Here is a 23,418-nt window from a genome sequence, read left to right as displayed (position 1 = left end):
CTAAAATCTCTGCGATTAAGCCTCACGGTTGCCCTTTGCAGCAGCCTTCACCTATGCCTTTCGAGCGGTATCGTTCGTTTCAACCTTTGAAGCTGCCCGATCGCACTTGGCCCGACAAGGAGCTGACGAAGGCTCCACGTTGGTTGTCGACGGATCTCAGGGATGGCAACCAGGCTTTGATTGACCCCATGACTCCTGGCCGTAAACGCGAGTTGTTCGATTTGCTAGTCCGAATGGGATACAAGGAAATCGAAATCGGTTTCCCCGCTGCATCGCAAACAGAGTACGACTTCGTTCGGTCGTTAATCGAGGACGAAGACGCAATTCCCGATGATGTAGTCATCTCAGTGCTTACGCAGGCTAGGGAAGACCTGATCGATCGCACGGCGCAGTCCCTAGTTGGCGCCAAGCGTGCGACCATCCACATGTACAACGCGGTGGCCGATTTGTTCCAACGCGTCGTCTTCCAGAACACCCCAGACCAGACCAAGGAGCTGGCGAAACAGGGCACTCAATGGGTTGTAAGCGCCATGGAACGTCACCTTGGCGACACCGAGATGGGCTACGAATACAGCCCAGAAATCTTCAGCCAGGCGAACACCGATTTCGCTTTGGAAGTATGCGAGGGGGTCATGGAGGTTTGGCAGCCTGACGCTGATCGCGAGATTATCCTCAACCTGCCTGCTACCGTTGAGATGAGCACCCCGAATACTTATGCCGATCAGGTTGAGTATTTCTGCCGCAACATCCCCAACCGCGAAAACGTCTGCGTATCATTGCACCCTCACAACGACCGTGGCACTGCAGTCGCTGCTGCCGAATTTGCGCAGATGGCAGGAGCTGACCGTGTTGAGGGCTGCCTGTTCGGTCATGGCGAGCGCACAGGTAACGTCGACCTGGTCACTTTGGGGCTCAACCTTTACACGCAGGGGATTGACCCGAAGATTGATTTCTCTAACCTCGATGAAATCCGGCACACGGTTGAGTTCTGCACAGGAATGCCGGTCCACGATCGGCAGCCGTACTCTGGAGATCTGGTCTACACGGCGTTCTCCGGTTCGCACCAGGACGCCATCAAGAAGGGCTTGGACGACCTTCAGAACAAGGCAGATGAGCAGGGTAAGACCATTCACGAGATTGAATGGATTGCTCCTTATCTGCCTTTGGACCCGCATGACGTCGGGCGAAACTACGAGGCCGTCATCCGAGTCAATTCGCAGTCCGGCAAGGGTGGCGTCAGCTACCTGATGAGGACGGACCACAGGCTCGATATGCCTCGCCGTCTGCAAATGGAGTTCAGCAGAGTCGTTCAAAAGTATGCGGACGAAGCTAGCCACGAAATCACCAGTGAGCAGCTGTGGGAATTCTTCGAAGGCGAATATCTGAAGATGGACGAGCCGCTGAGCGGTTTGGACTTCAACTTCAGAAACGAGCATGGCGTGTACAACATTACTTGCGAGCTGAACTTTCATGGTGAACGCAAGAAGGTCACAGGTCGGGGCAATGGCCCGGTTTCGGCGTTCGTCGATGTTCTGAAGGCGGTTGGGTTCAACGTTCACGTTCTCGACTACGCTGAGCATGCGATGACTTCTGGCGGAGACGCCAAGGCGGCCGCTTACATCGAGTGCGAAATCGGGGAGGGCGAGGACACAAAGACTCTGTGGGGTGTCGGTATCCACCCCGACATCACGACCGCTTCATTGCATGCCTTAATCAGTGCATGTAACAGGGCATAAAACTGCTTGACCATATCGGTGAAAAGGATTTGCAAATTCCATAGTGCATGGTGCACTATGGAACATAGTTCCCGGCGACTTATTTACCCCTTCTGGGTCGCCGGGAATCTGCTTTATCAGCCGGTTTAAGCTCGAAAAATTATTTTTTAGTCGCCCTTGCGACCTTCAGAGGATCTGTCGGCTTAAGAAATCTGTCTCGAAGGAAAATAATTACCTGGCGTCAAGGTAAGTGGTTATTTCACGGTTTCGCTATTGAAAAAATTTTCCATTTGTAAGCTGACCTATCTATTAAGCGTTATGCCTTAGCTCCGCCAAATCGCCTATCGCGGTTCACAAATTTCTCTACCGCATCCCAAAGGTCTCGCCTGTCCCAATCTGGCCAAAGCTTGTCAACGAAGACATATTCGGCGTATGCGGACTGCCAGATTAGGAAGTTCGAGGTGCGCTGTTCGCCTGAGCTTCGGATGAACAGGTCCACGTCTGGGATCTCGGGTTCGTCAAGGTATTGCCTGAAGGATTTCTCCGAAATCTTCGCAGGGTTTATCTTTCCATCCTTGGCATCTTGGGCGATAGCTTTGACTGCATCCACGATCTCGGCTCGGCCACCGTAGTTAACGCAAAATTGCATGGTCATGACGTGGTTATCCGCCGTCTGGATTTCAGCCTCTTCTAGCTCTTTGATTACGGAGTCCCACAATTTAGGCCTGCGGCCAGCCCACCGAACTTTTACTCCTAGAGCATCCAAATCATCACGGCGATTGTGGATGACGTCCCTGCTAAAACCCATCAGAAAGCTGACCTCGCGAGGGTCGCGTTTCCAGTTTTCGGTGCTGAAGGCGTATACCGAGAGATACTTGATCCCCATCTCGATCGCACCTTCGATGACGTCGAAAAGTACGCTTTCGCCAGCCTCATGACCCTTAGTCCTAGGCAAGCCTTGAGCCTTTGCCCAGCGCCCGTTCCCGTCCATTACGATCGCCACGTGTCTTGGTAGCGCCTCGGCAGGGACGTTTGGGGGCGTTACTCCACTCGGATGCGGGGTGGGTTTACGCTTCTCGGGACGCTGGATACTCATAGCCTCAAATTTAGCGCATCAAAGAGTGGAATTAGTTTGTCGTTGGTGGGCACAATGGAGTAAATGCCTACGTATCGAGATCGAGCAGTCGTCCTGCGCACCCACAAACTTGGTGAGTCGGATCGCATCATCACGCTGCTTTCTCGTTCGCGCGGCAAAATTAGGGCGGTCGCCAGGGGAGTCAGAAGGACCTCCTCCAAATTTGGGGCACGGCTCGAACCTTTCAGCCATATTGATGTGCAATTCGCCGTTGGTAGAAACCTTGATGTGGTGGCGCAATGTGAGACCCTTCATGCATTCGGACGTCCATTGGCAACCAACTATCCTGCCTACACTGCGGGCCAGGTGATGCTCGAAACCGCCGATCGGCTAGTGACAGTGGAGGGGGAACCTGCTATCGGTCAGTACCGATTATTGGTTGGTGCTTTGTGGGCACTGGGCTGGCGCACTTCGGATGGTCCCAGGCCTCCGGCAATGATCCTTGATTCTTTCCTGCTGCGCTCACTATCGCTTGCAGGCTATGCGCCTTCCTTGTCTGATTGCGCCCATTGCGGGTCGGCTGGACCGCTGGAATGGTTCTCCCCAGAAAGTGGAGGAGCGGTCTGTGTCTCCTGCAAGCCGCCGGGGGCAGCGAAACCGAGCGGGGCGGCTTGGGGGCTGATGATTTCATTGCTCACCGGCGATTGGCCTACAACCAGGTCGGTAAGCCCTCATACGCAAGCGGAAGTCAGCGGTTTGGTGTCGGCCTTCGTTAACTGGCACCTGGAGCGTGGGCTTCGGGCGCTTCCGATGGTGGATCGCCGCTAGCTACAGTCAGGGCAAAGACCCCAGATCTCTAGTAGGTGTTCGGGCTGTGTATAACCGTGCTTGGCAGCTACTTCTGATGTCCAATTCTCTAGCCAGTCGGGGAACACCTCGATGGTTTTCCCGCATCCCCGGCAGATTAAGTGGTGATGGTGCCCGTCTGAGCAAGAACGGTAGGCGACTTCGCCTTCCTCGTTGCGGATCCAGTCGACCTCGTTGTTTTCGGCCATGGACTGCAATGCCCGGTAGACAGTAGCCAGGCCAACGGATTCGCCCGCGTCACGAAGCTGGGCGTGAACCTGCTGAGCGGTTAAAAACTCTTTACTTTCGTCAATGGTCGCGGCGATTAGCTTGCGGCGTTTGGTCTGGCGAGGTGCTTGGCTGGGTGAATTTCTTCTGTCAGTGTTCATCAAAGTGGTCTCCGTGCGGTGCATGCCGGTGACCATTGTGAAGATAATCGACGTGGTCGCCGTGCAGCATGGCTGGGTAGTTCTTCGCCTGCTCTAGCGACTCGTGTTCCTCTGCCCTCGGGAAGACTTCCGCAGGATGTTCTTGCGGAGCTTTCCGGTGACGGCGCTGGATGAAGCTGCTGATTGGCAGGCTAGCCATGTAGACAAGGATAGCCAACACCACAATAGTAGCGCCCGAAGCAGTGTCTAGATAGTAGGAGCATGTCACTCCACCGACGGACGTGAACAGGCCGATCAGCATCGAAAAAACCAAGGACTTTTTAAATCCTAAAACGATGTTTGAACTAGTTGCGACGGGAACGACCATCATCGCGCTAACTAACAGGAGCCCAACCGTTCGCATTGATACGGCCACAGTTATGGCGGCTAAAACGACGATCAGAATGTTGAATATTCTGGTCGGAACGCCCTGGCTGCGCCCGAAATCCTCGTCCGCGCATACTGCGAATAGCTGCGGTGCCATTCCCAACGAGCAGGCAAGAACTATCGCGGCCATTATCGCGACGACTTTCAGATCGGTCGAGTCAACAGAGGTTAGCGAGCCAAACAGGTATTGCGATAGAGTCCCAGCCCCTTTTCCTGCGATACCAGCCATCAACACTCCCGCAGCCAGACCCCCATAGAAGAGAATAGCTAGGCCAACATCACCGGTTGCTTTTCCGCTTTGGCGGAGCAACTCGATAGCGATAGCCCCAACGACGCAGATGGCAACTGCGACAGGAACGGGGGCATGACCAGTCATCAAGGCTAGGCCAACACCCGCGATTGCGACGTGTCCCAAGCCGTCACCAAGAAGACTAAGCCTGCGCTGCACGATGTATGTGCCGACCGCAGGTGCCATTAGCCCGGTGAGGATCGCTGCGAGCAGCGCCCTGATCATGAAATCTAAAGTGAAGATGCTCAAGGTTAATCCTGATCAAAAATTCTCAGATGCTTTTGCATCCTGACGTCTTCGGGGCAGTGCTCCGAGCCGGGTCCGGAGACCAGGTTGCCGTCATAGATGACCCTGCCCAGTTGTAAAACAACGGAACGCTGCAGAAGCGGCTCCATCGCCCCCAGCTCATGAAGAACAGTGAGAATGGACAGTCCCTGCTCGTTGAGCGATGCCAGCAAGTGAGCAAGCTCGGTTTGGGTGCGCACATCAAGAGCTGCCAGCGGCTCGTCTAGAACCAATAATTTGCTGTGCCCGGCAAGTGCTCGCGCTATAAGCGCACGCTGTTGTTGACCACCCGAGAGCCGCGCTATTGCGCGATTTTCGTAGCCACCCAGCCCGACTCGTTCGAGAGCGTCGGAGACGGCGAGCCGGTCTTTCTTGTTCGGGATGCCAAACCAGGGGTGCCTGGAGAGTCTGCCGAGCATCACCACTTCGCTGACTGTTGCCGACGGGACTTGTAACGATCCGCGTTGAGGAACGTAGCCGATTTTCGCCCAGTCGTGGAAGTGGCCCAAATCTTTTCCGAACAATTCGATGCTTCCCGACGAATACGGAATTAACCCGAGCAAGGTTCGGATCAGGGTCGTTTTGCCGGAGCCGTTACCTCCTAAGAGCGCAACGACTTCGCCGGCGTTGACGTCCAAGTCCACACCATGGATGATCTGGTGATCACCAAGGAAAACGTCAACGCCGGCGGCGTGAATTACTTTTTCGCTCACTTGCAGCTGTTTGCTTTCCTGAGCGATTCAAGATTCGATTTCATAACTTCAACGTAGTCACTGCCCCTTGACTCGTCACTTAGTGTTTCCAGAGGATCCAGTACGTCGGTTTTGAGTTTGAGGTCGCTAGCGATTGTTTCGGCAACCTTCGGGGAAACCGTCTGCTCGTAGAAGATCGTGGTCACTTTGCTGGCTTTGGCGATCTCGTGGACCTCTTCGATGCGTGCGGGGCTGGGTTCTTCTTCCGTGGATAGCCCGGAGATCCCGACCTGCTTCAGGTTGTATTTGTCTGCGAGGTATCCGAATGCTGCGTGGTTGGTAACGAAGGTGTCGATCTTGCAGCTCTGCAGGCCTGCGGAGAATTCGCTGTCCAGTTCGCTCATCGACTCGCTCAAGGCTGATGCATTGTTCTTGTAGCTCTCGGAGTGCTCGGGATCAATCTTCGATAGCTCTTCAGCTATGTGTTGACCAATCTCAGAAACGTTCATTGGGTTGAGCCAAACGTGCGGATCGTATTTTCCGTGGTCGTGTTCGCCGTGCTCGTCCGATTCTTCATGCTCGCTGTGATCGTGATCTGTGTGCTCAGCAGAGTCCTTGTGATCTGCGTGGTCGTGTTCGGCATGATCGTGGTCTTCGGAATGTTCTTCTTCGTGCTCGTGGTCGGCGTTGTTAGCCAGCCTAAGCTTCAGAAAAACAGCGGTGTCCAGCACGTGCTTGGGGGACTGCTGGGCTACAGCGTCATCGAGAGCGCTTTGCAACTTGGACTGGTATACCACCAGGTCTGCGTCTTTAACTGCAGATACTTGCTTGGCTGTTAGCTCGAGGTCATGGGCATCAGTTCCGGGGTTGAGCAGGTTCGTCACCTGCGCGTTATCGCCAGCGATTGCCTCTGCTGCGTACTGGAATGGGTATGCTCCGACGATAATTTTTGGCTTCTGCGCAGAAGTCTCGTTTGATTCAGCGGAGCAGCCAGTTGCTAGTGCGAGCGAGCCGGCAGCGAAAAGTAGGAAGGTAGTCTTAAAAAACTTGTTAAACACGATAATCATTCTCATATTATTTTGGTTAGTTTTCAAATTCATAAAAACTCGATTCGAGACAACATTGTCGAACAGATAACCTATATATGTTGTGTCGGTTCTTTCACCGACCAGGCTCGGTGCCAGCCAGGTATCGAGAAATAGCCCTAATGGGGCCTGCGTAGATGAGGATTTAATGGCTGAAAGCAAGCTGGATAAGGTAATCAACCTTTGTAAGCGTCGCGGTTTTGTTTTCCCCTGTGGTGAGATTTACGGCGGAACTCGTGCCGCCTGGGACTACGGCCCGCTTGGTGTAGAGCTGAAGACCAACATTAGGCGTCAGTGGTGGCAGCACATGGTCACCTCTCGTAGTGACGTCGTAGGTTTGGATTCGTCGGTAATTTTGCCTCGAGAGGTCTGGGTTGCTTCCGGTCACGTAGGAGTATTCACCGACCCGCTGATTGAGTGCCTGAGCTGCCACAAGCGTTGGCGCGCAGACCAGTTGATGGAAGAATTTGCGGCTCGCAAGAACATATCCGAGGACGACGTTGCGTTGACCGACGTGCCTTGCCCAAGCTGCGGCAACCGCGGCGAATACACCGAGCCTCGCGACTTCAATATGATGCTCAAGACCACCCTCGGTCCGGTCGAGGATGAGTCGGGTCTGCACTACCTGCGTCCCGAGACAGCTCAAGGCATCTTCGTGAACTTCAAGAATGTGCTCAATTCTTCGCGCATAAAGCCTCCGTTTGGCATTGCCCAGATCGGTAAAAGTTTCCGCAACGAGATCACCCCAGGCAACTTCATCTTCCGAACCCGTGAGTTTGAACAGATGGAGCTCGAGTTCTTCGTAGAGCCGGGAACCGATGAGGAATGGCACCAGTACTGGATCGATAACCGTAAGGCCTGGTATATGGACCTGGGCATCAGCGAAGAAAACTTGCGTTTCTACGAGCACCCGCAGGAGAAGCTGTCGCACTACTCGAAGCGCACGGTGGACATCGAATACCGCTTCGGATTCCAGAACAGCGATTTCGGTGAGCTCGAGGGTATCGCGAACCGCACAGACTTTGACCTGAAGACCCACTCCGAGCACTCCGGCACTAACCTCGAGTACTACGATCAGGCTCAGAACAAGCACTACATTCCGTACGTGATCGAGCCTTCCGCTGGTTTGACCCGTTCCTTGATGGCATTCATGGTCGAGGCTTACACCGAAGACGAAGCTCCCAACACTAAGGGCGGCGTAGATAAGCGCGTTGTTCTCAAGCTAGACCCGCGCCTGTCGCCCGTTAAGGCCGCTGTTCTACCACTCTCGCGCAATGAGAAGCTTTCTCCGAAGGCGCGTGATCTAGCAGCTGAGTTGCGTAAGTACTGGAACGTCGACTTCGACGACGCACAGGCAATTGGTAAGCGCTATCGTCGTCAAGACGAGATCGGCACTCCCTACTGCATCACGGTGGACTTCGACACTCTTGACGACGATGCCGTGACGATCCGCGAGCGCGACACCATGCGTCAGGAACGCATCGGAATCGACAAGGTCAAGGAATTCCTGGCCGGCAAGTTGGTCGACTGCTAATAATCAACCGGGGTGCGTTCCTTGGAACGCACCCCATTATTTTTCTTTTTGCCTAGTGAATCTTCTACCTCCGCTAAAACTCAGCGCACCTTCTAACCCAGACGCGCTAGTCGTAAACACTCCTGTTATCCTCGCGCCTATGGCGGGGGTAACCAATGCCGCTTTCCGTCAGCTTTGCGCAGAGCAGGGCGCGGGCCTGTACGTGTGCGAAATGATCACGGCTCGAGGCCTAGTGATGGGTGACTGGAAAACCGCGGACATGCTCACGTTCGCCGATAATGAGGTCTTCAGGAGCGTTCAAACTTATGGCGCAGACCCCGAGTCCATCTATGTCGCAGTCGGCATATTGTGCGAGTCGTTCAACGTCAGCCATATTGATCTCAACTTTGGCTGCCCGGTGCCTAAAGTAACTAGAAAAGGCGGGGGTGGCGCCTTGCCATGGAAGCTCGACTTGATGCGAGCTGTGCTGAAGGCCGCTGTAAATTCTGCAGACCGATATGGGGTTCCGGTAACCGCCAAGACTAGAATCGGAATCGACCAGAATCACATCACATATCGCGATTTCGGGCAGATCGCTCAGGACGTCGGCATCGCCGCGGTTTGCCTGCACGGGCGAACAGTATCCGAATATTACGGCGGGCACGCCAACTGGGAGCCCATCGCAGATCTGGTGGAGCTTCTTGATATTCCAGTCATCGGCAACGGAGACATTTGGGAAGCTTCCGATGCAGTTGAGATGGTTAAGCAAACCAACTGTGCTGGCGTTGAAGTGGGCAGGGGCTGTTTAGGAAGGCCTTGGATATTCAGGGATCTCGCCGATGCAATGGCAGGCAAGCAGACGCTTACACTGCCAAACCTGGGGCAGATTGCTGCATTGGCCAGAAGACACGCCCAGCTGCTGATCAAATATAGGGGAGAGCGACACGGTATGCCGGATTTCCGAAAGCACACTGCCTGGTATTTCAAGGGATTCCCAATCGGCGGCGAAATGCGACACGCTTTCGGAATGGTCAGTACTCTAGACGAATACGACGATCTCGTTAGTCAGCTTGATCCGCAAATGGAGTTCCCAGAGAAGCTGTTAGGGAAAGCCAGGGGAAGAACAGGGCGAGCAAAACGAGTCGCGCTTCCAGACGGCTGGCTAGAGACTCGCAGCGTCGAAGGATTCGATATGAGCGGTGCCGAAGAACACGTCGACGGCGGGTAGTTCCTGCAGGCAGGAATTTTCTTTCTTCAGGTGGCAAGCTGGATGTGTGGCAAAGCTAGAACCTAATTCCCGCACGAAAGCATGGGCAAAAACGATGAGTGGCCATGGTGGTGGAGAATTCATCACCGCGCATAATGATACGCATGCCGAACTCGAACCTGGAAAGACGGTAGGACGCGTAGCAAGGGAAGAGTTAGAGGCCGCCACTTTGCGACCCGGTGCGACGCTTTCCAAAGGTGCGGGTAATCGGGCGCGCCCGGAAGAACCAGATCCGGAGCGAACGTGTTTCGAGCGAGACAGGGACAGAATCGTCCACTCGACCCCTTTTCGACGCCTAGCGGGTAAAACGCAGGCAGTCGTTTTCCCCACTGACCATCAGCGCACTCGACTTACACACGCACTCGAAGTCGCTCAAGTGGCTACGTCAATTGCCAGGGGGATAGGCGTAAACGTTGCGCTGGCAGATGCCATGGCTCTTGGCCATGATTGCGGTCATGGTCCAGGAGGTCATGCCTCCGAGGAGGCCTTCGATATGTTTATTCCAGAAGGATTCGATCACGGGCCTTGGGGTGCGGATGTTTCTTTAGCGCATCTGAATTTGTGTGAAGAGACGTTGGATGGAATCCGTAATCACTCTTGGTCGAGGCCGGCTCCTTTCACTGTCGAGGGTGAGATTTGCAGCTGGGCCGACAGGATTGCTTATTGCTGCCACGATCTAGAGGACGCGATTCATGCCGGCGTCGTCTCAGAATCGGATCTGCCGTCAGATATCTCTGGTGTGCTGGGTATATCCCGTCGTGAACAGTTGTCTGTGCTGATTCGCTCCGTGATCGACACCACTAACGAGCACGGCGTAGTGGCGATGTCGGCGGAGATATTTGAGGCAATGGCCGCCTTGCGTAGGTTCAACTACGACCAGATCTACACCAGGCAAGAGTCTCTTGATCAGTCGTTGACAGTGATAAAAGTTCTGCAGTCGCTCGTAAGTTACTACATCGATAACCCTGCCTACCTGCCAGATTCATACAGAGACCCAAAAGATCCGGTTAAGGCCGCGGTTATCTATACGTCGGGCATGACGGACCGGTTTGCGTTCGATCAAGCCGAGAAGCTCCTAGGCTGGGATCCTGCGAAGCTGCCTAAGGGGATCGGAAGAGGAGCTTAGGGGTGAAGGGCTGCCTTGAGGTAGGGAGGAAGCAGCTTTGTCCTCTTAATTAGCTCATGGGAAACTGCCACACAGCAGACCTGGCCGGCCATGATGCCAAGCAGTACCAATACTTGTGATGCGCCTGCTTGCAGGGCTGTTCCTCCGCCAAGCAGGACTCCGATGAAAGCACCTGGAAGCGTCACCAGGCCTGCGGTTTTGGTCGAGTCGATGTTAGGGATGAGTGCTTCTTTTCGTTCTGGTTTTATGACGATCCAGACTGCTTGGGGGCGTTTGAAACCCAGAGCTAAGGCTGCCTCGTAAATGCCGATATTTTCTCTCAACGTGCCGAAAATTCGTCGTCCGGTGAGGGTTTGAGCCTTCATCACGTTACCGATGATGATTGAGCCGATCGGCACCAAAGAAAAGCCATTGAAAGGGGCAGTTCCAGACAGGAAAATTACCGCCAAAACCGGCAGCACACCTGAGCCCATTGCCACACAAACCCATAGGAAAGAGTTCCTGTTTTTTACTGTGCCAGTCGTTGTCCAGACCGCATACAAGAACATTGCGATGATAAAAAGCAGCCCACTCCACCAGCGCTGAACCGCAAGCACAACTATGAATGAAACGGCCGCCAGCTGCAAGATGGAGCGGATCGCGGCAATAATGATTTGTTTGCTGAGAGTTAGCTTCGCGAACCTGGCAACTGTCGCTGCCAATGCGCACAGTGCAATCAGAGCAATTGCTAGCTGCCAGGTCGGATCTATCTGCATGATTGTCATTATGCCGTTTTAGCCGGGCTGTTTCGTCTTTCATTCAGATTGGGCTAACCATAGTTTCTCTCGCTAGCTAGACTTCAATCCATGGCAGGCCTTATCAGCAACGACGACATAGCGCTTGTTCGCGAGCGAGCAAATATCGTTAGCGTGGTCAGTGACTACGTGACGCTCCGTCCTGCCGGTTCCGACTCCATGAAGGGCCTTTGCCCGTTTCACGACGAAAAAACGCCCAGTTTCCAGGTGACCCCTTCTCGCGGGCTTTTCTACTGTTTTGGCTGCGGCGAAGGCGGGGACGTGATCACGTTCTTGCGCAAAATTAACAATCTGGATTTCGTCGAGGCGGTTCAGCTGCTCGCCGACAAAGTCGGGGTCGAATTAAGACAGACTGAAGACTCTGGGCCGCGCGTCAACGTTGGGGCCAGGGCGAGGATTCTTGCCGCTAATGGCGCCGCAGCAGATTTTTATGCTTCCCAGATCGAAAAATCCGATAACGATGTATTCCGTGAATTCGCGATGGGCAGGGGATTCAACAAACAAGCCTGCCGACACTTTGGCATGGGGTACGCGCCTAAAGGCGGTAGGGCGTTGCACAATGCCCTCAACCATGCAGGTTTCGACGACAAGACCCTCGTGCAAGCCGGCCTGATCCGCCAAAACGGTTGGGACTATTTTCAGGGCAGGGTCGTTTGGCCAATCCGCGACTCCGCTAACTCCGTGCTCGGCTTCGGCGCAAGAAGGGTATTCGACGACGATCGCATGCCTGCAAAATACTTAAACACCCCAGAAACGCCGGTCTACAAAAAATCTAATGTTCTCTACGGTCTCGACCTAGCGCGTCGACAGATTGGCAAACAAGCCCAAGCGGTCATCGTCGAGGGGTACACGGACGTCATGGCGGCTCACCTTTCGGGCGTAGAGACCGCTGTTGCTTCTTGCGGCACTGCGTTTGGTGAAGGTCACGCTCGTCTCATTAGAAGGCTGATGGGTGCCAGCGACGCCTTCCACGGAGAAGTAATCTTCACATTTGATGGCGATGCGGCCGGCCAGAAGGCGGCGCTAAAGGTTTTCGATCTAGATCAGGAATTCACTTCTCAGACCTACGTCGCCGTGGAACCAAGCGGTTTAGACCCGTGTGATCTACGTCTTCAACACGGTGAGGCCGCGGTGCGAGAGCTAATCGGTAGGCGGGTTCCGCTCTATAGATTCGTCATGGATAATATCGTCAGCAAATACGATCTTGATCGCGCAGACGGCAGGCTCGACGCGGTCCGCGAAGCATCCGGTTTGATCAAATCCGTCAGAGACCAATCACTAATTCCCGGATATTTGCGTGAGTTAGCCCAAATGGTGGGCATGGATCCAAATGACGTTAGGCAGATAGTCAACAGAACCAACCGAGTCAACATTCCGCCCGAAAACCAGCGGCGCAGAAGGTCAGCTCAAATCAGCGCAGCACAGAACGCAGCGACGCTGATGCCGATGCCCGACAGGAACGATCGTAGAATCGGCGTCGAAAGAGGCACACTGAAACTGATGCTGCAGGCTCCCACCACTTTCGACACTTCCTGGAATAGTCTTACCCCGGAAGATTTCACGCACCCCGCTTACCGGGCGCTGGCTGAAAACATCTTGAACGTTGGCTTCCAGGCAAGTAACTGGCCACAAGCCGTCAACGATTCGCTCGAGGACGAATCTCTCAGAAAGCTACAGCTTTCGTTGATCGTTGAGGAAGTCTTAGCTCAGCCCAGCGAGGATTACGCAACTGCATACGTGGCAAGGCTGAAGCTGATTACCACCAACCGAAAACTCGCCAATCTGCGTTCAAAACTGCAGCGCCTGAACCCGGTACAAAACCCTCAAGAGCACAAAGATCTTTTTGCTCAACTCCTAACTCTCGAAACCGATAGACGTAGATACCAGGCTGAGTCTCTCGGAGTTGAAGAATAGCTGTGGATAACTAAGTTTTTGGCTCAACACGCGGCCCAAAATTTAGGGCATGAGTATTTGCAAACTAGCTATAGATCCACTGACCCACCCTGAAGAGATAGAACTGGCCAAAACTCTCGAATCAGGCGTATATGCAAAACACCTGCTTAACTCGGGCAGTGCGGTTCCCACTGGATTGCTGGAAGCAGTCATAGCTCTGGGCGAAGACGCCAGATCCACGCTATACCGAGCCAACCTGCTTTTGGCTTCAAAACTCGCCAACGACTGGTCTCGAAAAGCAGGACTGCCGAACAACGAGCTGCTGCAAGAGGCGTGCATCGGGCTAGGGGAGGCGATCAAACGCTGGGACTGGGCAAAAGGGCATAGATTCACCACCTTCGCTTGGAACACCATAAATGGGACTCTGGCACAAGCTGCTGCGCTACGTTGTGGAGAGCTAGATACTTCTATTAATGCGGCACGAAAAATATGGCAGGCAAGAAAAGCATGGAATAGACGGCAAGCCGAAGCTGACGAAACAATCTCAGATGGCAGGTTCGCCAGAGAAGCAAAGCTAGGCGCTTACGCGCACTTGGTGATGAGCGCAGGACGGCACCTTGAGCTTGTCCCGGAGATGGCAGAAAACATTGTCGAGCTGAAAATTGAAAAACCCGATCTGCCACCTGGGTGGTCGAGCGTGCTGACCCAAAAAGAAAATCAGATAGTCCGAATGCATTACGGTTTGGGCTGCAAACGCAGGACAAGGAACTACATCGCAGAGCAAATGCAACTGAGCGTCAGCAGCGTACGTAGAATTGAACTTAAAGCGTTAAGAAAGCTTCGCGGCTACATTCAACAAGCCGCGTAACCAACGGTAGACACTGGAAGGCAAATGAAAGTATCACGAGACGACCTGCAAGCCCTTCGCGAGAAATTGCCTAAAGCGAGAATCATTGTTTCCGCTAAAGGCCTCAAGGGGACAGCGGCCATTCTCGAAGATCACTTTGCGTTACTTGGCTCAGTTGGTTGGGACATCATCGCTTGGCAAGAGATCCAGTCAGGATCTTGGGACGCAAAAAACGGTGTTCTAGCTTGGGAACTGCTTGACGGCGCTCGTGGTGGAATAAAGCTAGATGATCCCGGAGATCTTCCCCTCGTATTCGCCGAAAAAATAAGGGCATCGATAATCACCGAAACTAACGTCGATCTGGGTGACGGTCTCGGAAAAATAACGATTGCCGGCCGTCGCGCGCCCGGCGGCGGCAAGATAACTTGGACGGTCTACGCGCTTGGTGCCACTGATCTTGCAGATGAAGCGGTCAAAAAGCGTGTAATCGAGAAGACGAAACTCATTCAGAAGGAGTACGGCAACTAGGCAGTTCAAGCTCCGGAACGGTCGATTTTGAATCTTCGCCAACATGTTGCTAGTGTTTCTTTCTGCACCGAGCGATCCCCTGTAGCTCAACGGCAGAGCATCTGACTGTTAATCAGAGGGTTCCTGGTTCGAATCCAGGCGGGGGAGCCACAAGGCTCAGGCTTAGTGATCTGAATAATTTCAGTTCTGTTTGGCCAATATTTTGCTCACCTTTTAGGTGAGCAATTTTTTTGCTCGAAAACCGTTTAATTATCGTTAGTAATGTGTGATGACGGCTTTCGGGGTGAATACTTTGAAGATATCCGTATAGGAGTCACATATTGTCTGTTAAAAGAACGGTATCGATAGCTTTCGCATTTATTGGATTGATGGTCGGGGCTGGTTTCGCAACTGGTCAGGAAACCATTCAGTACTTCATATCTGCAGGATCCATTGGCATCATCGGTGCGGTAATCGCGGGTTCGGTGATTGCGGTTGCGGGCGTCGTTATTTTGCAATTGGGCTCGTACTATCTAGCCGATGAACATAACGAGGTATTCACATCTATCGCACACAAGACTGTGGCTAAGTGTCTAGATGTGGCAGTAATCGTCACTTTGTTCGCGTTTGGATTTGTAATGCTTGCCGGAGCAGGATCTACGCTGGCTCAGGCATTCGATTGGCCAGTTTGGATCGGCTCTACCGTGATGCTCGGGTTAGTGCTGATCTCCGGTTTCCTAGATGTCGAAAAGATCACTAACGTCATCGGTACGTTAACTCCACTAGTGTTCGTGATTGTTATCGGTGCATTCGTCTACTCGATGACCAAGCTCCCTCTCGATTTCAATGTTTTGAATCAAGCCGCATTCAGCGCGAGCGCGCCGGTTTCACCTTGGTGGCTTTCTGCCATCAACTATGCGGGTCTTTCCCTGATCCTAGGTGTGTCGATGGTTTTGGTTATCGGCGGTAACTACCTCGATCCTCGTGAGACGGGCAAGGGCGGAATGCTCGGCGGGATCATTTACATGTGCCTGTTAGCGATGGTTGCCGTGGCTATTTTCTTGAACGTCGACGAGGTGGTTGGCACTGACGTTCCAATGCTGGCTCTGTTTCAGAACATCAGGCCTTGGATGGGCTATGTGGTGGTGTTTATCGTCTACGCCATGATCTACAACACCTGTATCGGCATGTTTTACGCCTTGGGCCGTCGCCTGGCCGCTGGAAATCAGGTTAAGTTCAAGATTTTCTTTACCATCTCCGCGATTGCTGGTTGGGCGGTCAGCTTCATCGGGTTCCAAGACCTAATGGGAGTCATCTATCCCGCTCTCGGCTACCTAGGGATGGTTTTGATCACCATCCTCGTGGTCGCTTATTTGCGTGAGCGTCCGAAGATCTCCAAGGAGAGCGAGCGTCGTGTCCGCATCAGGTCGTTGTTCTACAAGCATGAGAACCCCGATACTGACGATTTGAGTCGCAAAGAGCGTAAAGAGTTAAACAGGCTGATGGACGCATCGGTGATCGAAAATTCTGAGCTTGAACAGACCGTTACCCGAGAGGTCGTAGCGGATTTGGATGGAGATGACGAGATCGACTACTCGGCAAACGTAGAAGGTAAAGAAGCAGGATTCAAAGAAATCTAACCAGGCTTATTAGAAGTGCAAGCATAAAAATAGGGCCCCGAGGGGCCCTATGGAGCATTCGGAACCTCAAACGTGGAGGTTCTTACTGAGAATCAGTTCTGAATTGAGTTTAACATCACATTAATTTCTTTGAAGGTAAAACCCTGAATCAGGGGTTTACCTTTTTCTGGTTTGTGGCAGTTATATAAAAAATCATCGGTTGCGTCTCTTATCATCTGAATATGAGTCATGAGATCGATTACAAAGTTGGTATTGACGTAGGAACAAATTCTGTGGGGTTCTGCGCCCTACAGGTTGATGCTAACGGTATGCCAGTCAAGCTGCTAAGCAGCATGGTTAAGATCCATGATTCTGGAGTAGACCCTGAAAAAGTTAAAAGCGCAGTTACGAGGCTCGCTTCCGCAGGGTTTGCTCGTCGTACTAGAAGGCTCTATCGACGTCGTAAGAAGCGTTTGGCTGAGCTCGATCGAAAGCTTGTCGAGCTAGGCATGCCAATAATCGATCTAGAGAGTCTACCCGACCCGTATGCGCCATGGAAGGCGAGGCTTCTCCTGGTACAGGAGAAGCTTGAAGCCTCTGAACAAAAGCGCGAATTATCCATTGCGCTAAGGCATATCGCTAGGCATAGAGGCTGGAAGAATCCTTATGAGCGCATCGAATCCCTCTACCATGTGCAAGAAGACAGTGATCTTTTCGAGGATCTGAAAAAGAGAGTTAGCGAGAAGACCGGCGCTGTTTTCGTTGGCGGCGAGACGTTGCCGGAGGTGCTTTCGCACGTTGGTTTCAATGCCTCTGAAAGGCTTAGGAGCGCCCCATCCGTCAAGTACGGTCAGCGCTCACTCATCGACGGAGAAAACGTAGAAGGCGAGACTAAGGACGGCATCATCGGCGGGAAACTGATGCAGTCTGATAACGCGAACGAGATACATAAAATTGCGCAGGTTCAGGAGATTCCTGACGAAATCGTAAAAACCTTGATCGATCTTGTATTTAAAGCTGAAAGTCCTAAAGGCTCAGCTAGTAAACGAGTCAAGAAGGATTCTTTGCCTGGCCAGAACAATAAACCTCGAGCAGAGAAGGCGCATCTGTCTTTTCAGAGGTTCCGGATTGTTTCTGTCATTGCAAATATGCGTTTGATAGATCCTGAGAATGGAGAGCTACGCAAGCTAAACGCTGCTGAGAAATCTAAGTTAATAGATTTTCTAATGCTCCCAGATGATTCTGATGGCATCACCTGGGGAGATGTTGCCGAGATTCTCGATGTCCCTCGAGAATGTCTCCAAGGCACCTCCAAACTCGCGCCCGAAGGTGAGCGCGCTTCGTCCTTTCCGCCGGTTAATGTAACGCACTCGAGGGTTACGAAGTGCGGGGTTAAACCAATAGTCGAATGGTGGGAAGAAGCAAACTTTGAAGAGAAGAACGCTCTGATAACACTTTTGTCTAATGCCGACGAACTAGATCCTGATGTTCCCGGAGCGGATAGTGCAAATAAATTAATGGAAAGTCTGAGCGACAAACAGCTCGAAAATTTAGACAAAATAAAACTTCCGGCCGGCAGGGCAGCATATTCCATCGATAGTCTTGATCGGTTGACAGAAAAAATGATTTCAGATTCTCTAGAACTTCACAAGGCTAGGAAAGCTGAATTCGGTGTGCCTGACGACTGGAGGCCGCCGAGTGATCCGATTGGAGAGCCTGTCGGAAATCCTGCTGTCGACCGCGTTCTTAAGGCTGTCAACCGATGGCTGCTAGCCGCAGAACGTGAGTGGGGCGCTCCTCTGTCAGTGAACATCGAACACGCCAGATCGGGCTTCACTTCCGAGTCTCAGGTTAGAGAGTACGAAAGAGACCTTAAGCGGAGGAGAGAACGTAATCAGCGCGTCGTTTCCGAAGCAAATAGAAAGCTTGGCTCTCAAATGGTTGAGAGAAGAAGCGACATAACTCGTTATGTTTCTGTTCGTAGGCAGAATTGTCAGTGCGCTTACTGCGGAGAGCCGATCACTTATCAGTCCTGCGAAATGGACCACATAGTCCCCAGAAAGGGGCCAGGTTCGACGAACACGAGGGACAATCTGGTTGCTGTTTGTGTGCGTTGTAATAGGGCAAAAACGAATATCCCGTTTGCTGTTTGGGTGGAAAGCACTACCATCCCCAGCGTAAGCGTAAAGGAAGCTATCGCTCGCGTTCGTTATTGGATCAAAGACGAAGGTCTTACACTAAAGCAACAACGGAATTTCCAGAACGATGTCATCAATAGATTGAAAAAGAAAAGCGCGGACGAAGAGATCGATAATAGATCCATCGAGTCTGTTGCTTGGATGGCCAACGAGCTTCATGCGAGAGTTAAGGGACACTTCGAATCTGTTGGAGCTGAAACAAAAGTTACCGTATTCCGTGGTGCTATTACAGCTGAAGCTAGGAAAGCTACAGGATTCGAGGGCAAAGTAAATCTGATTGATGGCCACGTGAAGACTCGTTTTGATAGGCGACACCATGCGATGGATGCAGCCGTAATATCGCTTATGAGGCCTTCTGTGGCTAAAACATTGGCTGAACGATCAAATATTAAACAAAGCCAGAGAATTACTCGTCGGGCTGAGGATTGGAAAAACTACAGAGGTCGTGATGAGGGGTCGAGAAATATCTTCGATCGTTGGTCGCGCCAAATGGATCAAATGCTCGTGTTGTTTAATATCGCGTTGGCTGAAGATGCCATTCCGGTGACTCAAGATGTTCGGCTAAGGGTTGGTAACGGAAGAGCGCACGATGACACAATTCGGCCATTAGCTGCTAAACGAGTGGGCGATTCATGGACGCTTCAAGAAATTGACAGGGCCGCTACAGAACAAATGTGGTGTGCGCTGACTCAGCAGTCCGATTTCGATCCGGTTGAAGGACTGCCAGAAAATCAATTACGAAAAGTTAGAGTCAAGAATATTTTCTACGAAGCCAACGATGAATTGCGGATTTTGCCAAAACAGATAGCGGCTATCCCGGTGAGAAATGGTTACGCAGAAATCGGAAACACTATTCACCACGCTCGCATTTATAAATTCGGTTCTAAAAAGCCTAAATACGGCATGATTCGAGTGTTTACCCATGATTTATTGAAAAATAAATCAGACGACGTTTTCACCGTTGAACTGAAGCCATCTAGCGTAAGTATGAGAAACGCTGAATCTTCTGTAAGAAAAGCCGTTCTCAAAGGTGAAGCAGAATATCTAGGCTGGTTAGTGACTGGGTCTGAGCTTGAACTTGATCTGAGCGATAGCTATTTCAGTCAAAAGGCAATCGGCGAGTTGTTAAAAGATTTTCCTGAAACGAATCGCTGGGTTGTCTCGGGATTCGACTCGAACAAGCAACTTAAACTCAGGCCAAGATTATTAGCTGCTGAAGGAAGCGAGAAAGTTGCACTTAATGATGGAAGTAAAGTCATTATTTGCGATAAAGGGTGGCGTCCTTCCGTTAATTTGCTGTTCTCGAAAGCTAGCTTTTTGAGAAAAATTTGCAGACCGGCTTTAGGTCGTGAGAGAACTAAATCAGACTCAGGATTACCGATCAGCGTAACTTTGAAGGAGTCGTAATGAGTTTGCGCTGGCGGGTAGTTGATTGTTCTCTCATGGAGGGAAGGATATCTTCTGCCCGCGGCGCTCTGCTTATAGAAAAAGACAATTTAGAGCCAACAAACTTGCCATTGGCAGATGTTTCAGTATTACTCGTCGGCGTAAAAGTTAGATTCTCTGCGGCAGCCATGCACAGGCTATTTTCTCAAGATATTGCTGTCGTCTTTTGCGATTGGAAGGGCGTACCCGAAGGCGCTGCTTACTCATGGGGAACTCACAACCGTATAGCAGCAAGGCACAGGGCTCAGGCCAAATTGTCTGTTCCTCGCCAGAAGAATGCCTGGGGCCGATTAATTAAAGCCAAGATTTCTGGTCAAGCTGCCGTGTTGAAAGACCAAGGTAGGCAAGACCATAGACAGCTTGAAGCGTTAGTTCCCAAAGTTCGATCTGGAGACCCGGATAATTTGGAGGCCAGGGCTGCAAGAATATATTGGCATTCGCTTTGGGGAAGTGAAGATTTTGTTCGGATCCCTGGACAAGGAATTTCTAACAGAAATGCTCACCTGGATTATGCCTATACGGTGCTAAGAGGCTTGGGCATTAGGGCAGTGGTAGGTGCGGGGCTATCTGCAGCAGTCGGCATTTTTCATAGAAATAGAAGTAACAACTTTTCTTTGGTCGACGACCTGATCGAACCTTTCCGGCCTGCGGTTGATGATGCAGTAGCTGATCTCCCTTGCGATGCTCCGATTGAGGATCCAGAAGTTAGAAAATGTTTGGTTGCTGCCTCTTCAAGAAAGTTCCTACGAGACGGCAGAACTATTAGCTCAGCGTTTGACGAGCTGGCGCAAAGATTTGGCCAGTACGTTGAGGGCGATATTTCGAAACTAACGGTTGTTCCCTGGCAGGGGAGGTCTTGAGATGGCAGATGATCCTATGTGGTGCATATGCATGTTCGACTTACCAACAAAGACGAAGAGGCAGCGCAGGCGATATTCAGAGTTCAGGAACATGCTCCTTGACAATGGATTCGTGTTCACGCAGCTGAGTGTCTATGCAAAGTATTCTCCCAGCGGCGTTCTCACCAACCGTGAGGTAGCCGAAATAAAGAATCAGGTTCCTTCTGAGGGAGAGATTAGGTTGATGCATATATCTGATCGCCAATGGGCAAATACCATCAGATTTTGCAACGCAATAGAGATGGAACAAGAAAAAGCTCCAGAACAGTTGCTACTTTTTAATTGAAAAGAAGCAAAAAAATTGTCCCTGGCAAGGGAATTAATCCCCTTGCTCAAGTCTAACAAGGGGATTAAGAACTGATTCCCAGCTTCAGATTCAACTTGGCTAAAAGGATGGCAAGTCTAACAAGGGGATTAAGAACTGATTTCCAGCCAGATTGTGTATGCCACCTATAGTCAGGCAAGTCTAACAAGGGGATTAAGAACTGATTCCCAGCATGTATCTTTCATGCATACAAATAAGCACAAGTCTAACAAGGGGATTAAGAACTGATTCCCAGCATATCGACTTGATGGCCGAACAGTTCAACAAGTCTAACAAGGGGATTAAGAACTGATTATTATCCTTGCGGTCTGCTTAGTTAGGCCTTCTGGCTTGTACGGCAATTCAGATTTTTACCTCTTCCGTGTCAGGGAAGCGCTTTATATGTGGTTAGGTAAATCTGTCGAAGAGCATAAAAATTGGGACCTGCTTTGCAGATCCCAATTCCCTTCGTAGCGGGGGCAGGATTTGAACCTGCGACCTCCGGGTTATGAGCCCGGCGAGCTACCGAACTGCTCCACCCCGCGGCGTCTGATCAACTATAAGGCATGTTTTATAAAATGCAAAATTGAGACGCAGTGAGAATTCTCTGTATAACCTAACGTTGTTAGGCGCTAAACTATCCCAAGACTACAATCACCTGGTGGTCGGTGTAATACGCGATGAGCGTTTGGAGGATCATGTTTCGCAAAGCTTTGGTGTGCCTGGTCGCATTGCTCCTAGTCTTAAGTGGGTGTGGCTCTAATTCCAACGTTGCCCCACAAGACAGGGTTCTTATAGTCGGCACCCATACCACACCAAGCACGTTGGACTTATCGGCAAATGATGCTGCCGCTATCTCTGAGGTGCTCCTATATAACGTTTACCAAACCCTCGTACGTACAGATGATCAGGGACAACTACAGAAGCTCTTAGCAAGCGACTACCAGATCTCTAGCGATCGCAAGACTTACACCTTCACGCTACGCCCCGGGGCAAAGTTCTCTAGCGGCGCTCCAGTTAACGCTGAAGCGGTAGTGAAGTCGATCAACTACATAATCAACGACGAGAATACTTCTAAAACACGTAAGAAAGAGATGGCAGTAGTCGATTCTGTCGAGGCTAAAGACTCAGACACTGTTGAGTTCAAGTTGAAGCGTCCAAGCAACTTCTGGCTATACAGCATGGCTGGCCCCGCCGGCGTGATTTATGACCCTGCGACGCTTGACTCTGGCGACTTGGCAACACAGCCGGTCGGATCTGGGCCCTACAAACTTGATACTTGGCTGCAGGGCGAAGAAATCAGGCTCATCCGTGATCCTGGATATTGGGGTACCCCAGCTCGTGTTGCCGGCGTCAACTTCAAATATTTTGCCGACCCGAATGCTATGAACAATGCGATGGCATCAGGCAGCATCGACATCATCCGCAATGTAACTGCTCCGCAGGCTCTCGGACAGTTCGAAAACAACGACCAGTACAAGGTGCTAGAGGGCTACACCAATGGCGAGGTTGTTCTTGGAATGAACCAGCAGCGTGAGCCGCTCAAAGACCTTAGAGTCCGTCAGGCAATCAACTACGCCATTGACAGGCAGGCTCTACTGGACGCGGTTTGGGCAGGAAAAGGAACGCTGATCGGTTCCATGGTTCCACCGTTCGAGCCTTGGTTCGAGGATCTTTCCGATGCTTATCCTTACAACCCAGAAAAGGCTAAAGAACTTCTGGCCGAAGCTGGATACGGTGACGGCTTGACTCTTACCATGCGCGTACCGACACTGCCGTATGCCACTGACTCTGCCGCTTACATCTCCAGCGTTCTTTCCCAGGTCGGTATCACGCTGAACATCGAACAGCTAGAGTTTCCAGCGCGCTGGATCGATGAGGTTATGGTCAAGTCGAACTACGATCTGACCATCGTTTCGCACGTGGAACCGCGAGATATCGTGCGTTTCGCGACCCCCGACTACTACTGGCACTTCGATAACGAAGAACTACGTCAAGTCATGGCACAGGCCGATCAGTCTCCAGAGCCAGAGCAGATTGAACTTTTGAAGAAGGCCGCAAGGATAATTTCCGACCAAGCTGGCGCCGATTTCCTTTGGCTGCTGCCCAACTTGGTCGTCACCAAGCCGGAAATTGTTGGGATCAGCTCAAACGCAACTAATCTCAGCTTCGATCTGACGAACGTGGCGATCAACGAGTAACT

19 protein-coding genes and 2 tRNA genes are annotated in these 23,418 nt (G+C 51.8%); 14 read left to right on the top strand and 7 right to left on the bottom strand.

Translation table 11 applies throughout. The features are described from left to right. Nucleotides 1-5: 5 nt before the first annotated feature. A complete protein-coding gene (gene leuA, locus G556_RS0109465; RefSeq protein ID WP_028822606.1) occupies nucleotides 6-1,736 on the top strand; it encodes a 2-isopropylmalate synthase in 1,731 nt (576 codons plus the stop codon). A 295-nt stretch (nucleotides 1,737-2,031) separates the two neighbouring features. Here the strand turns inward: leuA and G556_RS0109460 are convergent, their stop codons facing one another. Then, a complete protein-coding gene (locus G556_RS0109460) occupies nucleotides 2,032-2,811 on the bottom strand; it encodes an isoprenyl transferase (protein WP_024110643.1) in 780 nt (259 codons plus the stop codon). A 63-nt stretch (nucleotides 2,812-2,874) separates the two neighbouring features. On the opposite strand from G556_RS0109460, the gene recO reads away from it, so the two are divergent. Beyond that, nucleotides 2,875-3,618, top strand: coding sequence for a DNA repair protein RecO (gene recO, locus G556_RS0109455; RefSeq protein WP_028822604.1), 744 nt, complete (start codon nucleotides 2,875-2,877; stop codon nucleotides 3,616-3,618). On the opposite strand, the gene G556_RS0109450 is transcribed toward recO, so the two are convergent. Genes G556_RS0109450 through G556_RS0109435 form a run of 4 tightly spaced genes read right to left on the bottom strand, consistent with a single transcriptional unit; the run spans nucleotide 3,615 to nucleotide 6,790 of the window. Beyond that, entirely contained in the window at nucleotides 3,615-4,025 is a 411-nt protein-coding gene (locus G556_RS0109450; protein ID WP_028822603.1) for a Fur family transcriptional regulator, read from the bottom strand. The two genes, recO and G556_RS0109450, sit on opposite strands and share 4 nt — an antisense overlap. Continuing rightward, nucleotides 4,015-4,989: a metal ABC transporter permease gene (locus G556_RS0109445; protein WP_028822602.1), complete on the bottom strand. Its 975-nt coding sequence runs from the start codon at nucleotides 4,987-4,989 to the stop codon at nucleotides 4,015-4,017. The genes G556_RS0109450 and G556_RS0109445 overlap by 11 nt, the downstream gene beginning before the upstream one ends. A gap of 2 nt (nucleotides 4,990-4,991) precedes the next feature. Continuing rightward, nucleotides 4,992-5,738, bottom strand: a complete 747-nt coding sequence (locus G556_RS10860) for a metal ABC transporter ATP-binding protein (protein ID WP_036916279.1) — start codon at nucleotides 5,736-5,738, stop codon at nucleotides 4,992-4,994. Continuing rightward, nucleotides 5,735-6,790 (bottom strand): metal ABC transporter substrate-binding protein, encoded by a 1,056-nt coding sequence (locus G556_RS0109435; RefSeq protein WP_233418214.1) that lies wholly within the window; start codon nucleotides 6,788-6,790, stop codon nucleotides 5,735-5,737. Before G556_RS0109435 ends, G556_RS10860 begins: the two co-directional genes overlap by 4 nt. A gap of 160 nt (nucleotides 6,791-6,950) precedes the next feature. Between G556_RS0109435 and G556_RS0109430 the strand changes: the two genes are divergently transcribed. The 3 genes from G556_RS0109430 (at nucleotide 6,951) to G556_RS0109420 (ending at nucleotide 10,708) form a co-directional block, all read left to right on the top strand. Beyond that, on the top strand, nucleotides 6,951-8,336 hold the full coding sequence (locus tag G556_RS0109430) for a glycine--tRNA ligase (RefSeq protein WP_028822600.1): 1,386 nt from the start codon (nucleotides 6,951-6,953) through the stop codon (nucleotides 8,334-8,336). Between the two features lie 55 nt (nucleotides 8,337-8,391). Continuing rightward, a complete protein-coding gene (gene dusB, locus G556_RS0109425) occupies nucleotides 8,392-9,543 on the top strand; it encodes a tRNA dihydrouridine synthase DusB (protein ID WP_081675577.1) in 1,152 nt (383 codons plus the stop codon). Nucleotides 9,544-9,637: 94 nt separating this feature from the next. After that, a complete protein-coding gene (locus tag G556_RS0109420; RefSeq protein ID WP_028822598.1) occupies nucleotides 9,638-10,708 on the top strand; it encodes an HD domain-containing protein in 1,071 nt (356 codons plus the stop codon). Here the strand turns inward: G556_RS0109420 and G556_RS0109415 are convergent. Then, nucleotides 10,705-11,472, bottom strand: coding sequence for an ABC transporter permease (locus G556_RS0109415; RefSeq protein ID WP_051176827.1), 768 nt, complete (start codon nucleotides 11,470-11,472; stop codon nucleotides 10,705-10,707). The genes G556_RS0109420 and G556_RS0109415 overlap by 4 nt on opposite strands. 81 nt (nucleotides 11,473-11,553) lie before the next feature. On the opposite strand from G556_RS0109415, the gene dnaG reads away from it, so the two are divergent. The 8 genes from dnaG (at nucleotide 11,554) to cas2 (ending at nucleotide 21,197) form a co-directional block, all read left to right on the top strand. Then, a complete protein-coding gene (gene dnaG / locus G556_RS0109410) occupies nucleotides 11,554-13,416 on the top strand; it encodes a DNA primase (RefSeq protein ID WP_028822596.1) in 1,863 nt (620 codons plus the stop codon). Nucleotides 13,417-13,465: 49 nt separating this feature from the next. Beyond that, nucleotides 13,466-14,263 (top strand): sigma-70 family RNA polymerase sigma factor, encoded by a 798-nt coding sequence (locus G556_RS0109405; protein ID WP_028822595.1) that lies wholly within the window; start codon nucleotides 13,466-13,468, stop codon nucleotides 14,261-14,263. A gap of 24 nt (nucleotides 14,264-14,287) precedes the next feature. Then, nucleotides 14,288-14,770 (top strand): hypothetical protein, encoded by a 483-nt coding sequence (locus G556_RS0109400; RefSeq protein ID WP_028822594.1) that lies wholly within the window; start codon nucleotides 14,288-14,290, stop codon nucleotides 14,768-14,770. Nucleotides 14,771-14,845: 75 nt separating this feature from the next. Continuing rightward, nucleotides 14,846-14,920 (top strand) — tRNA-Asn (locus G556_RS0109395). A 170-nt stretch (nucleotides 14,921-15,090) separates the two neighbouring features. Beyond that, nucleotides 15,091-16,389, top strand: coding sequence for a YkvI family membrane protein (locus G556_RS10855; protein ID WP_051176826.1), 1,299 nt, complete (start codon nucleotides 15,091-15,093; stop codon nucleotides 16,387-16,389). Nucleotides 16,390-16,610: 221 nt separating this feature from the next. After that, nucleotides 16,611-19,973, top strand: coding sequence for a type II CRISPR RNA-guided endonuclease Cas9 (gene cas9, locus G556_RS0109380; protein WP_036916277.1), 3,363 nt, complete (start codon nucleotides 16,611-16,613; stop codon nucleotides 19,971-19,973). Beyond that, the gene (gene cas1, locus G556_RS0109375) at nucleotides 19,973-20,872 is read left to right on the top strand and encodes a type II CRISPR-associated endonuclease Cas1 (RefSeq protein ID WP_028822592.1); all 900 of its coding nucleotides are present in this window, start codon (nucleotides 19,973-19,975) and stop codon (nucleotides 20,870-20,872) included. Before cas9 ends, cas1 begins: the two co-directional genes overlap by 1 nt. 1 nt (nucleotide 20,873) lies before the next feature. Further along, nucleotides 20,874-21,197 carry a CRISPR-associated endonuclease Cas2 gene (gene cas2 / locus G556_RS11925; protein ID WP_028822591.1) on the top strand — a complete coding sequence of 108 codons (324 nt, stop codon included), beginning with the start codon at nucleotides 20,874-20,876 and terminating at the stop codon, nucleotides 21,195-21,197. A gap of 489 nt (nucleotides 21,198-21,686) precedes the next feature. Here cas2 and G556_RS0109365 read toward each other — a convergent pair. Continuing rightward, nucleotides 21,687-21,760: transfer RNA gene (locus G556_RS0109365), tRNA-Met, on the bottom strand. 153 nt (nucleotides 21,761-21,913) lie between these two features. Between G556_RS0109365 and G556_RS0109360 the strand changes: the two genes are divergently transcribed. Next, nucleotides 21,914-23,416: an ABC transporter substrate-binding protein gene (locus G556_RS0109360; protein WP_028822590.1), complete on the top strand. Its 1,503-nt coding sequence runs from the start codon at nucleotides 21,914-21,916 to the stop codon at nucleotides 23,414-23,416. Nucleotides 23,417-23,418 lie beyond the last annotated feature (2 nt).

This window comes from Propionimicrobium lymphophilum DSM 4903 (genome assembly GCF_000423485.1).
In the GTDB taxonomy this organism is placed as follows: Bacteria; Actinomycetota; Actinomycetes; order Propionibacteriales; family Propionibacteriaceae; genus Propionimicrobium; species Propionimicrobium lymphophilum.
The sequence above is the reverse complement of the archived record's forward strand: the minus strand, read 5'-3'. Positions and strand labels throughout refer to the sequence as shown.